We start from the raw sequence: 14,804 nt of genomic DNA, 5'->3' as shown, positions 1-14,804 counted from the left end.
GCAAGAATATGGGACAACTATTTTCAAAGAAAAATAAAGAAGTGTTCGCTACTCCGCTGGGAATGAACAATCCTGTAACCGTACAAGTGTTGGGTATTTGTTCTGCATTAGCCGTTACGGCAAAATTGGAGCCGGCTATTGTGATGGGACTCTCGGTAACAGTGATTACGGCTTTTGCAAATGTGGTTATTTCCTTGTTGCGTAAAACCATCCCCAATCGTATTCGTATTATCGTACAGTTGGTAGTGGTAGCGGCTTTAGTAACTATTGTAAGTGAAATATTGAAAGCTTTTGCTTATGATGTGAGTGTACAGCTTTCGGTTTATGTGGGTTTGATTATCACCAACTGTATCCTGATGGGACGTCTTGAAGCATTTGCTATGCAGAATGCCCCCTGGGAATCTTTCCTCGATGGAGTGGGCAACGGATTGGGATATGCCAAGATTCTGGTGATTGTAGGGTTTTTCCGTGAATTGTTTGGTTCGGGTACACTGTTTGGATTCAACATTTTGAATTATGAACCGATTCGGAATGCCGGATATGTAAACAATGGCTTGATGCTGATGCCCCCGATGGCGCTGGTTATCTGTGCTTGTGTCATCTGGTATCAACGCGCTCGTCATAAAGAATTGCAAGAAAAATAGGACCTATACCCGTAACTTAAAATTCATAACTTATTATTATGGAACATTTATTCAGTTTATTCGTCCGCTCTATTTTTGTGGACAACATGATATTCGCTTACTTCTTAGGTATGTGTTCATATCTGGCTGTATCGAAAAATGTGAAAACTGCCGTGGGGTTAGGTATTGCCGTAACCTTTGTATTGGTAGTAACTCTTCCCGTTAACTATTTTCTGCAAACGAAAGTGTTGGCAGCTAATGCTATTATCGAAGGAGTAGATCTTAGCTTTTTGGGCTTTATTCTTTTCATTGCGGTTATCGCAGGTATGGTGCAATTGGTAGAAATGGTGGTAGAACGTTTTAGTCCATCTCTATATGCTTCGCTCGGTATTTTTTTGCCATTGATTGCAGTAAACTGCGCCATTATGGGGGCCTCGTTATTTATGCAACAACGTATTACTTTAGGTGAAAGTGATCCCAAATTCATAGGCGGTGTTGCCGATGCGATTTCGTATGCGTTAGGCTCGGGCATCGGCTGGTTCCTGGCAATTGTGGGTTTGGCCGCTATTCGTGAAAAAATGGCTTATTCGGATGTGCCCGCTCCGCTGAGAGGATTGGGTATTACGTTTATTATTGTAGGTTTGATGGCCATTGCGTTTATGTGTTTCTCTGGTTTGAACATCTAATAAAGTAAAGTATAAAACAATGAATATGAATTTAATATTGGCGAGCGTTGGAGTATTCCTTGTGGTTATTCTGCTGCTTGTTGTCATCTTGCTGGTAGCCAAGAACTTTCTGGTACCTTCCGGAAACGTGAAACTGACAATTAACGGTGAAGAGGCATTAGATGTAGCTTCCGGATCCACTTTGTTAAATACACTGTCTGTGAATGGCATCTTCCTTTCGTCTGCCTGTGGCGGGAAAGGTTCTTGCGGGCAATGTAAATGTCAGGTAATAGAAGGCGGGGGTGAAATCCTTCCCTCTGAGACTCCTCACTTCAGCCGTAAACAACAGCAACAACATTGGCGCTTGGGTTGTCAGGTAAAAGTGAAGGGTGATATGGGCATTAAAGTTCCTGAAAGTGTGTTAGGCGTGAAAGAGTGGGAGTGTGAGGTTATTTCGAATAAGAATGTGGCAACATTTATCAAAGAATTTATCGTTGCCTTACCTCCGGGTGAGCACATGGACTTTTTGCCGGGTTCTTATGCACAGATCAAGATCCCTAAATACGTGATGGACTATAACAAAGATATTGATAAGAGCCTGATAGGCGATGAATATCTGCCTGCATGGGAGAAATTCGGTCTGTTCGGTCTGAAATGTGTCAATACTGAAGAAACCGTACGTGCTTACTCTATGGCCAATTATCCTGCTGAGGGGGATCGTATCATGCTGACGGTGCGTATTGCTACACCTCCTTTCAAGCCGAAAGAGCAGGGTCCCGGATTTATGGATCTAATGCCCGGTATTGCTTCTTCCTATATCTTTACCTTGAAGCCCGGCGATAAAGTAACGATGAGCGGTCCTTATGGAGATTTCCACCCTATTTTCGATTCGGACCGTGAGATGATGTGGATCGGTGGGGGTGCAGGTATGGCTCCTCTGCGTGCACAGATTATGCACTTAACGAAAACACTGCACGTAACTAATCGTAAGATGTCTTATTTTTATGGAGCGCGCGCATTGAATGAGGTATTCTATCTCCAAGATTTCCTTCAGTTGGAAAAAGACTTCCCGAACTTCTCGTTCCATCTGGCGCTCGACCGTCCCGATCCTCTCGCTGATGCGGCAGGAGTGAAGTATACTCCGGGATTTGTTCATCAGGTGATTCTCGAAACTTACCTGAAAGATCATGAAGCCCCTGAGGACATTGAATACTATATGTGCGGTCCGGGTCCGATGTCGAAAGCTGTTGAAAACATGCTTGACAATCTTGGCGTACCGAGACAGAATTTGATGTTCGACGATTTCGGCGGATAAGAAAAATCTTTGATAGATACAAGATGGAAAAGGGGACAAGTTCCCCTTTTTTCGTATCTTTGCCTCATGTTACAGAAAAACGAACTTATACAGTCCGCGCTTCGAAATCTGAAAATCGAGTCGCTGACTCCGATGCAGGAAGCCGCGCTTGAGCAGGGAACAGGAAAGAATGACCTCATTCTTTTGTCGCCCACCGGTTCGGGAAAGACATTGGCTTTTCTTTTGCCCCTGCTCCTCTCTTTGAAAAAAGACGACGACCGGATACAGGCATTGATTCTGGCTCCTTCCAGAGAGTTGGCTCTGCAAATAGATAACGTGTTCAGAGAGATGGGAACTCCATGGAAAATATGCTGCTGCTACGGAGGACATTCCATTGCCGAAGAAAGAAAAAGTATAGTCGGCAATCACCCGGCTTTGATTGTCGGCACTCCCGGTCGAATAACCGACCATCTTTCCAAGAAGAATTTTGATGTTTCCGGCATTCATACATTGGTCATCGATGAGTTTGATAAATCGCTGGAGTTCGGTTTTCATGATGAAATGACGGAAATCATCACCCGACTTCCGGGAGTAAGAAAACGTATGCTCCTTTCTGCTACGGATGCTGAAGAAATTCCTCAATTTACCGGACTGAATCAAACAATAAAATTGGATTTCCTGCCACAGCTTTCTGAGGAACAAACCTCCCGGCTGACGTTGATGAAAGTGATTTCCCCCTCCAAAGATAAGATCGATGCGCTTTACCGTCTGCTTTGTGTGTTAGGAAATGCTTCCACCATTGTATTTTGCAATCATCGCGAATCGGTGGAACGGACATACTCTTTATTGAAAGAGAGAAAGCTCTTTTCCGAACGCTTCCATGGAGGGATGGAACAACCCGACCGGGAACGGGCTTTATACAAGTTCCGGAATGGAAGTTGCCATGTGCTGATCTCTACCGATCTTGCTGCTCGCGGACTGGATATTGCGGAAGTCAAGCATGTCGTTCATTACCATTTGCCCGTAAACGAAGAAGCGTTTACACACCGCAATGGGCGTACGGCACGGTGGAATGCGTTGGGAACATCGTATGTACTCCTTCATGCAGAAGAAAGGCTCCCTTTATATATTGCGGAAGATATCGCTACATTCGTACTGCCCGAAAATCCCCCGTTACCCTCAAAATCGATTTGGAGTACTATATATATAGGTAAAGGGAAAAAAGATAAAATGAGCAAAACGGACATCGCCGGATTTTTGTACAAGAAAGGACGGCTGAATCGTGATGATGTCGGCTCTATCGATGTGAAAGAGCATTATTCCTTTGTGGCTGTTCGCAAAGCAAAAGTCAACCAGTTGCTTACCTTGATTCGTGGTGAAAAAATCAAGGGAATGAGAACTGTTATAGAAGAAGCCAAGTGAGACTTTGTTTTTCTCTTATTGGCTTTGGATAATAAAAAATTCATCTTCTATATACATAATATACCGGGGCTTTCTTACGTTGAAAAGCCCTTTTCTCTTTTTCTTTTTTTATCCTCAATCTTGTTGTCGGATAAATGATAAAATACTTCTTTATAATCTGCTATTTTACATATTGTCATGTATAGATGCCAATATTGCCTATAAGTATGGACTAAATCTGTGAAAAAGAAAGTTTATTCATTCTTTTATCACGATTTTATAAAGGAACTTTTGTTAAGCGAAAATAAAATTTGTATATTCGCCATGTCGGAAGACATAAGCTAACAGAATTGTTAAACTCAAAAAACAAACTTCAAATGAAAAAGCATAATTTTAATGCAGGCCCTTCCATTCTCCCGCGCGAGGTTATAGAGGATACGGCAAAAGCTGTTTTGGATTTCAATGGTTCCGGTCTCTCTCTGATGGAAATCAGCCATCGTGCTAAAGATTTCCAACCTGTGGTTGACGAAGCTGTAGCACTATTTAAAGAACTGCTCCAAATACCTGAAGGATATTCGGTGCTATTCTTGGGAGGAGGCGCCAGCTTGGAGTTTTGTATGGTTCCTTTCAATTTCCTTGAAAAGAAAGCTGCTTACCTGAATACCGGTACATGGTCGAAAAAAGCCATTAAAGAAGCTAAAGCGTTCGGTGAAGTGATTGAAGTTGCTTCTTCTGCAGACGCTAATTTCTCATTTATTCCCAAAGACTATACGATTCCGTCAGATGCGGATTATTTTCATATAACGACAAACAATACTATTTTCGGAACTGAACTGAAGAAAGATATGGATTCTCCTGTTCCGGTGATAGCGGACATGTCTTCCGATATTTTTTCCCGTCCTGTCGATGTATCCAAATACATATGTATTTATGGTGGGGCGCAGAAGAATCTTGCTCCTGCCGGCGTGACTTTTGTAATCGTGAAGAACGATGCGCTGGGCAAAGTATCGCGCTATATTCCTACCATGCTGAATTATCAGACTCATGTTGATAACGGCTCGATGTTCAATACTCCTCCGGTGTTGCCGATCTATGCCGCATTGCAAACGCTCCGTTGGATCAAAGCACAAGGTGGTGTGAAAGAAATGGAGCGTCGCGCTATTGAAAAGGCCGATATGTTGTATTCCGAAATCGATCGCAACAAACTATTTGTAGGCACTGCCGCCAAAGAAGACCGTTCGCGTATGAATATTTGTTTTGTGATGAAGCCTGAATATAAAGAACTGGAGGCCGATTTCCTGAAATTCGCTACGGAAAGAGGCATGGTCGGTATTAAGGGACATCGCTCTGTAGGCGGTTTCCGTGCATCGTGCTATAATGCCATGCCCAAAGAAAGCGTACAGGCATTGATCGATTGCATGCGCGAATTTGAGAAACTTCATTAATATTATCTTTCACCACCGGTTGCACAACCGCCACAGATCATGCTGTGATGAAAATATACCTGTTACCATTTGTGCAGTCGGTGGTGAGTTCTTATTCTAAACATAGAAAATTATGAAAGTACTTGTCGCTACTGAAAAACCGTTTGCGAAAATCGCAGTAGACGGTATTCGCAAGGAAGTGGAAGCTGCCGGATATGAGCTCGCTTTACTTGAAAAATACACCGAAAAAGCACAGTTGCTGGATGCGGTGAAAGACGCCCATGCCATTATAATCCGTAGTGATATTGTAGACGCCGAGGTGTTTGATGCTGCCAGGGAATTGAAAATTGTAGTACGTGCCGGCGCCGGATATGACAATGTGGATCTTGCTGCCGCCACTGCTCATGGAGTATGTGTAATGAATACGCCGGGACAAAATTCGAATGCCGTAGCCGAATTGGCATTGGGTTTGATGGTGTATGCCGTGCGTAATTTCTATAACGGAACTTCCGGTACGGAGCTTTTGGGCAAGAAGCTGGGAATCCATGCTTACGGAAATGTCGGACGCAATGTAGCACGCATTGCCAAAGGTTTTGGAATGGAAATCTATGCGTACGATGCTTTCTGTCCGAAAGATGTGATTGAGAAAGACGGCGTAAAAGCGTTGGATTCAGTCGAAGAATTGTATAAAACCTGTCAGTTTGTATCTCTTCATATTCCGGCAACTGCTGAAACCAAAAATTCCATCGGTTATACTTTGTTGAAAGATATGCCGAAAGGCGGTTTGTTGGTAAATACTGCCCGTAAGGAAGTGATCAATGAACCGGAACTGATGAGGGTAATGGAAGAGCGTGCCGATTTCAAGTATATTACCGATATTATGCCTGCTGCTCATGCCGAGATGAGTCAAAAGTTTGCAGGACGCTATTTCTCCAACCCCAAGAAGATGGGAGCGCAAACTGCCGAAGCAAATATCAATGCCGGCATTGCAGCAGCCAGACAAATAGTAGGTTTCTTGAAAGACGGATGTGAAAAATTCAGAGTAAACAAGTAAAAACCATCATATTTACCATGGCAAAAATTAAACCTTTCAAGGGGATTCGCCCCCCGAAAGACTTAGTAGAACAAGTGGCCTCCCGTCCTTACGACGTTCTTAATTCGGAAGAAGCGAGAGCAGAAGCTGCCGGAAATGAAAAGTCTTTATATCATATTATAAAACCGGAAATAGATTTTCCCGTCGGTACGGACGAGCATGACGAACGTGTGTATGCCAAAGCTGCCGACAACTTCAAGATGTTTCAGGAAAAAGGCTGGCTGGTGCAAGATGCGAAAGAGAACTATTACATCTATGCGCAGACAATGAACGGTAAGACCCAATACGGGCTGGTAGTGGGGGCATACGTGCCCGATTACATGAACGGTGTGATTAAGAAACACGAACTTACCCGGCGTGATAAGGAAGAAGACCGTATGAAACATGTGCGTGTGAACAATGCCAATATCGAGCCGGTGTTCTTTGCATATCCCGATAACGCGAGGCTGGATGCCGTGATTAAGAAATACACAGCACAGAAGCCCGAATACGATTTCATCGCTCCGGGTGATGGCTTCGGGCATACTTTCTGGGTAATCGACCGGGCGGAGGATATTGCCATCATCACTGAAGAATTTGCGCGAATGCCTGCCTTGTACATTGCCGACGGCCATCATCGCTCTGCCGCCGCTGCATTGGTCGGAGCCGAAAAAGCAAAACAAAATCCGGACCATCGAGGCGATGAAGAGTATAATTACTTCATGGCTGTGTGTTTCCCTGCCAATCAGTTGACCATTATCGATTACAACCGCGTGGTGAAAGATCTGAACGGGCTGACGGCAGAACAATTCCTGACCGCTTTGCAAAAGAATTTTGTGGTGGAAGAGAAGGGAACCGAGGTTTATCATCCGTCGGCTTTGCATAACTTTGCCCTTTATCTGGAAGGAAAATGGTATAGCTTGACAGCTAAAGCGGGCACTTATAACGATCATGATCCTATCGGTGTGCTCGATGTGACTATTTCTTCCAACTTGATTCTGGACGAGATACTGGGCATCAAAGATCTTCGTTCGGACAAGCGTATCGATTTTGTGGGAGGTATCCGCGGATTGGGAGAACTTAAAAAGCGTGTGGACAGCGGAGAAATGAAAGTCGCTCTGGCGCTCTACCCGGTTTCAATGAAGCAATTGATGGATATTGCGGATACAGGCAATATCATGCCCCCAAAAACCACCTGGTTCGAACCGAAGTTGCGGTCGGGACTGGTAATTCATAGACTGGATTAATTTAATATATTATTGAAGATTCATTTACTAAATGAGCATTTTTTAGAAGCCGGTTATAACCTCCCGCTTTCTTTTCCAAAAAAGTCTGTATGGAGATGTAGCCGGCTTCTATGTATGTCCTAATGACCGTCCCGATTGAACCACTCTATTCAATCGGCTTCCTGTTTTTTTGCGTGCGATTTTCGAAAACAGTATCTTTGCATCATGATTGCCGAAGATACTTATAAAACCGTTGCCGGATTGTCAGAAGGCATTTACACCGAGAAGCGCAGTAAGTTTATTGCCATTGCCCTTCCTGTGCGGAATCTTGAGGAAGTGAAACAGCATCTGGATACGTATCAAAAGAAATATTACGATGCCCGTCACGTTTGTTATGCCTATATGTTGGGAGCAGAGCGGAAAAACTATCGGGCGAATGACAACGGCGAGCCTTCGGGTACGGCGGGCAAGCCGATTCTCGGGCAAATTAATTCCAATGAATTGACCGATATTCTGATCATCGTTGTCCGTTATTTCGGAGGAATCAAACTGGGTACAAGCGGATTGATTGTTGCCTATAAGGCGGCTGCGGCCGAAGCGATAGCCTCTGCCACGATTATAGAAAAGACAATCGACGAGGAAGTGACGGTATGGTTCGAATATCCTTTTATGAACGACATTATGCGTATCGTTAAGGAGGAAGAACCGGAAATTTTGAATCAGTCGTATGACATGGATTGCTGCATGACCCTGCGTATCCGCCGTTCGATGATGCCTAAATTGCGTGCCCGGCTGGAGAAAGTGGAAACTGCCCGTATCCCGGCTTCGTAACTTTTTAAATGATAATTAAAAACTCACAATTCACAATGTTTGAAGCAACTAAAAAAGAGTGGTGCGAACTTTATGCTTTTTTCCGTCTCTTAGCCAATGGAACAGTGGCTCTGGGAACGGCCGAAGCAAAGCCGGACGATATGAACCGGCCTGTGGCAATGATTCTGCGAGAAGAGCACGATGGCCCCCGCCGTTACTATATTGAAAAAGAAAGCGTGCGTATGGAAAGTGAAAAAGGCTCCGTGCGCATTCCGCGCGAAGACTTCGGAGCTGTGGCGGATCTGATATTGCAAGCGGTGAAGGCATCCGCAAGCAATGATGTGGTTTCTCCCGAAGGAGTGGAAGAGTTTCTGGATACGGTTTCCATATTCGATCTGGAGGCACGAACCGAAGACCGTACCGATTTTTCCATTTCTTTTTGGCATCCGGAGGCACCGTTGTGCGGTTTCAGTGTCCGCTCGCGTTTAGGTGCGATGAATCCTCTGTTGGATGGCGGACGTGCGGCGAACCTGAAGCTCGAACAGAGCGGGGTGAAGTTTGCTACTCCTACGGTGAATAAAATTAATGCTTTGCCCGAATCGCCGAATGAAGTGGCCGAGCGGATGATGATGATCGAACGTTTGGGAGGAGTGCTCAAGTATGCCGATGTGGCCGACCGCGTTTTTCGGAGCAATCTGCTGATGATCGATTTGCATTTTCCTCGCATTCTTACGGAAATGGTGCGGCTCATGCACTTGGACGGCATTACCCGAGTACACGAACTTACGGAGGTTATCAAACAGGCGAATCCTTTAAAGATAAAAGAGGAGCTAATCAATAAACACGGCTTTTACGAATTTAAGATGAAGCAATTCCTCATGGCATTGGCTTTGGGCATGCGTCCGGCCAAAATATACAATGGTCAGGATTCTGCCGTTGAAGGCATGTTGCTGGTGAATGGAAACGGAGATGTGCTTTGTTACCATCGCTCGGAGAAACAAACGATGGAAGATTTTCTCTTTATGAATACCCGATTCGAAAAAGGTGCTGTGGAAAAAGACAAATACGGCTTTCTGGAGAAAGAAAACGGCGTTTATTATTTCAAACTGAATGCGAAGATAGGACTGGTGAAGCGATAGAAACGGGATGAATGGGTGAAACCTGCTATTGTTGACATAGTTATTTATACGTATAATATGATATAAGCCAATGAAGACAAATGAAGTTTTAGAGAATATAAAGACACGGCGCAGCATCCGTGCCTATACTTCACAGCCGGTAGCTGAGGAGGATTTGCAATTGATTCTGGAAGCGGCTACATACGCACCGAACGGAATGCACTACGAAACGTGGCATTTCACAGCCATTCAGGATGCTGAAAAGTTGAAAGAGCTGAATCGTCGCATTAAAGGGGCATTTGCCAAAAGTGACGACCCGCGTTTGCAAGAGCGCGGACACAATGAAAACTATTGCTGTTATTACCATGCTCCGGCATTGGTTATTGTGTCTAATGAACCTGTCCAATGGTGGGCTTCGATGGATTGTGCCTGTGCCATAGAGAATATGTTTCTGGCCGCTCACTCGTTGGGCATCGGCTCTTGCTGGATCAACCAGCCGGGTACTGTCTGCGATGATTATGAAGTGCGCGAGTTGCTGACTGCTTTGGGCGTACCTACCCATCACCGGGTGTACGGATGTGTTGCTTTGGGATATGCCGACCCGCTTGTTCCGCTGAAAGAAAAGGTTGTGAAAGCAGGCAGTATTACGATCGTGAGATAAACTTTCCCGTTGTTTCCACGTTTTGTTTCCTGCTTTCTCAGCGGTTTGCGGGAAGAAAAGATTGCCGGAAACAGCACCTTGTCGTTTGGAGAAAAGAACAATAAAAAAAGCCTGCCGTCTTTGAAAAAAAGGCGGCGGGCTTTGAAATCAAACACGGCGGGCTTTGAAAAAAACACGGCGGGCTTTTTTTACCACCTCTTCATGTCTTTGACAACCACCTGCGGCAAAGCATTTTTTATGGTTCGGGCGGAAAACGTCCGAACCATAAATTGCGGAATTGCTGTCGAGGTTGCTTCACGATCTTTTAATCGAATGTTCCATAGCGGGTCGGAAGCAATTTTCGGTCTCCCAACGTGTTGTCTACACGCGCCACATTGACCCAGAACTTGTTTTCGCGCACACTATCTATCGGATAAGCGGCTTTTTCACGGGTATAGCCATGTTTCCATTCTTCGCCTACAATTTCGTATTCGGGATGCGGAGCGTTTACCAATACGTTGTCTTCCTTTTCTGCTTCTCCGCTTTTCACCTCCTGAATTTCTTTCCAGATGTTTTGCATGACGTCTATAAAATTGTTCAGTTCGGCCAGACTTTCGCTTTCGGTCGGTTCGATCATCAATGTTCCGTGAACGGGGAAAGAGAGGGTAGGAGCGTGATAACCGTAGTCCATCAACCGCTTGGCGATATCATTCTCCGTGATGCCGGTTTCTTCATGTATCTTTCGGCATTCCAGAATCATCTCATGGCCTACGAAACCATTGGCTCCACGATACACGATGCCGTACGTGTCTTGCAGGCAGGCGGCTAAATAATTGGCATTCAGGATGGCCGTTTGGGTAGCTTGCGTCAGTCCTTCTGTGCCCATCATGCGGATATATCCGTAAGTGATGGCGAGTACTCCCGCACTGCCGAACGGAGCCGACGAGACTTGATTGTGAGTGTCGCCGAATAATGTGTGTCCCGGCAAGAAAGGAACCAGATGTTCGGCCACGCCGATGGGACCTACGCCCGGGCCGCCTCCGCCATGAGGAATAGCGAATGTTTTGTGCAGGTTCAGGTGGCAGACGTCTGCTCCGATAAAGCCGGGGTTCGTGAGTCCCACCTGCGCGTTCATGTTGGCTCCATCCATGTAGACTTGCGCGCCGCAAGCATGAACGATCTCACAGATTTCTTTGATTTCTGTTTCGAAAATACCGTGTGTGGAAGGATATGTGATCATTAAAGCAGCCAATTCGTCTTTATTCTCTTCCACCTTGGCGCGCAGGTCGTTCATGTCTACGTTTCCGTGCTCGTCGCAGGCACAGATTACCGTAGTAAATCCGGCTTGTATGGCGGATGCCGGATTCGTTCCGTGAGCCGACGCCGGAATCAGTATTTTCCTGCGGTGTCCTTGTCCGATGCTTTCGAGGTAACTATGGATTACGCGCAGTCCCGTATATTCGCCGGCCGCTCCCGAATTCGGCTGCAAGCTTACTCCGGCAAATCCGGTAATGGTCTTCAGGTCGTCGCTTAAGTTTCGTATCAGCTCACGGTATCCTTCCGCCTGATCTTCGGGAACCAACGGATGTATGCCCATTAGTTCGGGCATGCTTAGCGGAAGCATTTCCGACGCCGCGTTGAGTTTCATCGTACACGAACCCAGCGAAATCATCGAATGTGCCAGCGAAATATCTTTCCGGTCCAAGCGTTTGATGTAACGCATCATTTCCGTTTCCGTATGGTATTTGCAGAACACTTCGTGCGTCAGGAACGGGCTTGTCCGTCGCAGTTTCGGGTCGATATTGCATAAGGCAGGTATATCGTCGGCTTTCTGATAATCTTTTCCGGCTGCGATGGCAAATACGGAAAGCAGCACGTTGACCGCTTCCAGATCGGTTGTTTCATTGATGCTGAAGCCTACGTCGCCATGATCGTAATAACGGAGATTCACCTCTTTGCTGAGAGCGATGGTGCGAATTTGCTGTGCGGAAACTTGCTCCGGAAGCTCGAAGCGCAAAGTATCGAAGTATTGCGCATTGATTTGTCTATAACCGAATTGCGAAATCTGCTTTTCAAGAAATACGGCTGTACTGTGAATGCGCGAAGCGATGCTTCTGATTCCTTCCTGCCCGTGATAAACGGCATAAAAGCCTGCCATTGTGGCCAATAATGCCTGGGCGGTGCAGATATTGGAAGTCGCCTTTTCGCGTTTGATGTGCTGTTCGCGTGTCTGCAAAGCCATCCGGTAACATGTTTTCCCGTATTTGTCTTTCGATTGCCCGATGATGCGTCCCGGTACGTTCCGTTTGTATTCGTCGCGCGTTGCAAAATAAGCTGCCGAAGGTCCTCCGTAAAACAAAGGTATGCCGAAGCGTTGGGTTGTTCCGAATACGATGTCCGCTCCCCATTCTCCCGGAGGAGTCAATAGAGCCAGGCTCAGCAGATCGGCCGCTACGGCGACTTTGCAATCGGCTGCATGCGCCTTTTGCGTGAACTCTGCATAGTCTTCTGCGTTTCCGTTGGCATTGGGGTATTGCAGGATGCAGGCAAACACGTCTGCCGAAGGTTCGAACTCCTTGTATTTTCCTACACGAAGTTCGATGCCTTGCGGAATGGCGCGCGTGGTCATCACCGCCAATGTTTGCGGGAAAATGTTCTCGTCCACAAAAACTACGTTGGCTTCGGCTTTTTGCTGTGCGCGGGAGCGTAATGTGTACATCATGCTTACAGCTTCGGCCGCGGCGGTTGCTTCATCGAGCAGGGAGCTGTTGGCAAGTGGCATGGCTGTAAGATCGGAAACGGCTGTTTGAAAATTTATCAACGCTTCCAGTCTTCCCTGAGATACTTCGGCCTGATAAGGAGTATACGAGGTGTACCATACGGGATTCTCAAAAACATTCCGTTGGATAACCGCCGGAGTAATCGTGTCATACCAGCCCATTCCGATATAGGTGGCATATTTTTTATTCTTTCTTGCCAATCCCGCGATATGTTTGCGGAATTGGTGCTCCGAAAGCGGCGCAGGCAAAGCCAGAGGTTTCTTCAGCCTGATGTTGGCGGGAATTGTTTTTTCAATCAGTTCGTCCAATGAGCTCACACCGACTTTGCGGAGCATCAGAGAAATGTCTTGATCGTTGATGCCGATATGACGGCCAGATAACAAATCGGTTTTCATATGGGTAATAGAGTTTTTTGTCTTTCCGGTTTTCCTTTCGGACATGGCCGGAGAGATGTTATTGGTTATTTTCTAAAAAAAGGATTTTCCGATTTTTCCATTCCGATAGTCGTGGGTGCGCCGTGTCCGGGATAAACGACCGTTTCGTTGGGAAGGATAAACAGACGGCTGCAAATGTGATCGATCAGCTCGTCGAAGTTACCTCCTGCCAAGTCGGCCCGTCCGATGCTGCCTTGGAATAATACATCGCCGGAGAACATGCAATTCTCTTCTTTGCAATAATACACCAGGCTTCCCGGCGAATGTCCCGGTACATGTATCGCTTCCAATCGCGTGTTCCCGAAAGTAATTATATCTCCGTCGTGCAGATATTTTCCCAACGGCACGGGGGCTTCCTGTAGCTGGAATCCGAACATCCGGCTTTGCTTAGGAGCCTCATCGATCCAGTATTCGTCTGCTTTATTGGCTTCGGCCGATAAGCCGAATTCTTTGAACATAAAAGGATTTCCGAAGATATGGTCGAGATGAAGATGTGTGTTTAGCAGATGTTTTACACTCAATTCATTATCTTGTATGAATCTCTTGAGTTTTTGTTTCTCTTCTTCGTAGAAACAACCGGGGTCGATAACAACTGCCTCTTTAGTTTCATCCCATACTACATAGCAGTTTACGGGAAACATATTGAATTCGAATCTTTTTATTTTCATGGCTTTTACCGGGGTATCGTTTTATATTGGCACATATACTACTTTCTTTGTTTGAAAGAATTCTTCCTTAAAGTCGTTGCTCAGGCTATGAATCACCGTTTTATGCCTGAACGACATCGTTTCATGTTCTAATTCACCTCCTTTCAGGCAAATCAACCCGTTGGGGAGGGAATTCTGCTGTTTGGAAGATATGTTTTTCTGAATAATCTTTACTAAATCCGCCAAGGGCATTACGGCACGGCTGATAACAAAATCGAACTTCCGCTTTTCTTCTTCGGCGCGAGCGTGGCGGAAAGTTGCATTCTTCAACCCGATTGCGTTGGCCACTTCGGTAGCCACCCGTACTTTTTTACCAATGCTGTCTACCAAATGGAATTTCACTTCGGGGAATAAAATAGACAAAGGGATGCCCGGGAAACCGCCTCCCGTGCCTAAATCCATGATTGCGGTTCCGGGACGGAAATTTGCGAATTTTGCAATGCCCAATGAATGAAGTACGTGATGTTCGTACAGGTTTTCTATATCTTTACGAGAGATCACGTTGATTTTTGAATTCCAATCGATGTAAAGGTCGTATAGAGCGGCAAATTGTCTGCGTTGCTCTTCCGTCAGGTCCGGAAAATAATTGAGTATGATTTCCACTTTTTCA

Annotated in this window: 13 protein-coding genes; 10 read left to right on the top strand and 3 right to left on the bottom strand. The window is 45.7% G+C overall.

Translation table 11 applies throughout. From position 1 onward, the window contains the following. Positions 1-8 precede the first annotated feature (8 nt). The 10 genes from GGR07_RS04680 to GGR07_RS04635 all read left to right on the top strand — a co-directional run bounded on the left by GGR07_RS04680 (position 9) and on the right by GGR07_RS04635 (position 10,294). Positions 9-644, top strand: a complete 636-nt coding sequence (locus GGR07_RS04680; protein ID WP_021645093.1) for an NADH:ubiquinone reductase (Na(+)-transporting) subunit D — start codon at positions 9-11, stop codon at positions 642-644. Between the two features lie 38 nt (positions 645-682). Next, positions 683-1,309, top strand: a complete 627-nt coding sequence (gene nqrE, locus GGR07_RS04675; RefSeq protein WP_021645092.1) for an NADH:ubiquinone reductase (Na(+)-transporting) subunit E — start codon at positions 683-685, stop codon at positions 1,307-1,309. Between the two features lie 19 nt (positions 1,310-1,328). Next, the gene (nqrF, locus tag GGR07_RS04670) at positions 1,329-2,603 is read left to right on the top strand and encodes an NADH:ubiquinone reductase (Na(+)-transporting) subunit F (RefSeq protein WP_034542368.1); all 1,275 of its coding nucleotides are present in this window, start codon (positions 1,329-1,331) and stop codon (positions 2,601-2,603) included. A gap of 66 nt (positions 2,604-2,669) precedes the next feature. Then, a complete protein-coding gene (locus tag GGR07_RS04665; protein ID WP_021645090.1) occupies positions 2,670-4,004 on the top strand; it encodes a DEAD/DEAH box helicase in 1,335 nt (444 codons plus the stop codon). A 356-nt stretch (positions 4,005-4,360) separates the two neighbouring features. Beyond that, complete coding sequence (gene serC / locus GGR07_RS04660; protein WP_021645089.1) at positions 4,361-5,428, top strand: 3-phosphoserine/phosphohydroxythreonine transaminase; 1,068 nt, start codon at positions 4,361-4,363, stop codon at positions 5,426-5,428. Positions 5,429-5,540: 112 nt separating this feature from the next. Then, positions 5,541-6,461: an NAD(P)-dependent oxidoreductase gene (locus GGR07_RS04655; protein WP_021645088.1), complete on the top strand. Its 921-nt coding sequence runs from the start codon at positions 5,541-5,543 to the stop codon at positions 6,459-6,461. A gap of 17 nt (positions 6,462-6,478) precedes the next feature. Then, positions 6,479-7,726, top strand: coding sequence for a DUF1015 domain-containing protein (locus GGR07_RS04650; RefSeq protein ID WP_021645087.1), 1,248 nt, complete (start codon positions 6,479-6,481; stop codon positions 7,724-7,726). Positions 7,727-7,930: 204 nt separating this feature from the next. Next, on the top strand, positions 7,931-8,536 hold the full coding sequence (locus GGR07_RS04645; protein WP_021645086.1) for an IMPACT family protein: 606 nt from the start codon (positions 7,931-7,933) through the stop codon (positions 8,534-8,536). A gap of 35 nt (positions 8,537-8,571) precedes the next feature. Then, complete coding sequence (locus GGR07_RS04640; protein WP_034542366.1) at positions 8,572-9,654, top strand: HpaII family restriction endonuclease; 1,083 nt, start codon at positions 8,572-8,574, stop codon at positions 9,652-9,654. A gap of 70 nt (positions 9,655-9,724) precedes the next feature. After that, positions 9,725-10,294 carry a nitroreductase family protein gene (locus GGR07_RS04635; RefSeq protein WP_021645084.1) on the top strand — a complete coding sequence of 190 codons (570 nt, stop codon included), beginning with the start codon at positions 9,725-9,727 and terminating at the stop codon, positions 10,292-10,294. Between the two features lie 304 nt (positions 10,295-10,598). On the opposite strand, the gene gcvP is transcribed toward GGR07_RS04635, so the two are convergent. From gcvP to rsmG, 3 genes are all read right to left on the bottom strand, one after another. Then, the gene (gcvP, locus tag GGR07_RS04630; RefSeq protein ID WP_034542461.1) at positions 10,599-13,448 is read right to left on the bottom strand and encodes an aminomethyl-transferring glycine dehydrogenase; all 2,850 of its coding nucleotides are present in this window, start codon (positions 13,446-13,448) and stop codon (positions 10,599-10,601) included. A 65-nt stretch (positions 13,449-13,513) separates the two neighbouring features. Next, complete coding sequence (locus GGR07_RS04625; RefSeq protein ID WP_021645082.1) at positions 13,514-14,155, bottom strand: MBL fold metallo-hydrolase; 642 nt, start codon at positions 14,153-14,155, stop codon at positions 13,514-13,516. A gap of 21 nt (positions 14,156-14,176) precedes the next feature. Beyond that, entirely contained in the window at positions 14,177-14,797 is a 621-nt protein-coding gene (rsmG, locus tag GGR07_RS04620) for a 16S rRNA (guanine(527)-N(7))-methyltransferase RsmG (protein WP_021645081.1), read from the bottom strand. Positions 14,798-14,804: the final 7 nt, after the last annotated feature.

It is taken from the genome of Bacteroides pyogenes (assembly GCF_014196225.1).
GTDB lineage: Bacteria > Bacteroidota > Bacteroidia > Bacteroidales > Bacteroidaceae > Bacteroides > Bacteroides pyogenes_A.
Note: the sequence above shows the minus strand (reverse complement) of the source record. Positions and strands in the feature narration are given on the sequence as shown.

What these genes read in the sequence shown, in the direction of transcription:
- GGR07_RS04680 (WP_021645093.1), top strand. Translation starts at nt 9, where the DNA reads ATGGGACAACTATTTTCAAAGAAAAATAAAGAAGTGTTCGCTACTCCG.
- nqrE (WP_021645092.1), top strand. Translation starts at nt 683, where the DNA reads ATGGAACATTTATTCAGTTTATTCGTCCGCTCTATTTTTGTGGACAAC.
- nqrF (WP_034542368.1), top strand. Translation starts at nt 1,329, where the DNA reads ATGAATATGAATTTAATATTGGCGAGCGTTGGAGTATTCCTTGTGGTT.
- GGR07_RS04665 (WP_021645090.1), top strand. Translation starts at nt 2,670, where the DNA reads ATGTTACAGAAAAACGAACTTATACAGTCCGCGCTTCGAAATCTGAAA.
- serC (WP_021645089.1), top strand. Translation starts at nt 4,361, where the DNA reads ATGAAAAAGCATAATTTTAATGCAGGCCCTTCCATTCTCCCGCGCGAG.
- GGR07_RS04655 (WP_021645088.1), top strand. Translation starts at nt 5,541, where the DNA reads ATGAAAGTACTTGTCGCTACTGAAAAACCGTTTGCGAAAATCGCAGTA.
- GGR07_RS04650 (WP_021645087.1), top strand. Translation starts at nt 6,479, where the DNA reads ATGGCAAAAATTAAACCTTTCAAGGGGATTCGCCCCCCGAAAGACTTA.
- GGR07_RS04645 (WP_021645086.1), top strand. Translation starts at nt 7,931, where the DNA reads ATGATTGCCGAAGATACTTATAAAACCGTTGCCGGATTGTCAGAAGGC.
- GGR07_RS04640 (WP_034542366.1), top strand. Translation starts at nt 8,572, where the DNA reads ATGTTTGAAGCAACTAAAAAAGAGTGGTGCGAACTTTATGCTTTTTTC.
- GGR07_RS04635 (WP_021645084.1), top strand. Translation starts at nt 9,725, where the DNA reads ATGAAGACAAATGAAGTTTTAGAGAATATAAAGACACGGCGCAGCATC.
- gcvP (WP_034542461.1), bottom strand. Translation starts at nt 13,448, where the DNA reads ATGAAAACCGATTTGTTATCTGGCCGTCATATCGGCATCAACGATCAA.
- GGR07_RS04625 (WP_021645082.1), bottom strand. Translation starts at nt 14,155, where the DNA reads ATGAAAATAAAAAGATTCGAATTCAATATGTTTCCCGTAAACTGCTAT.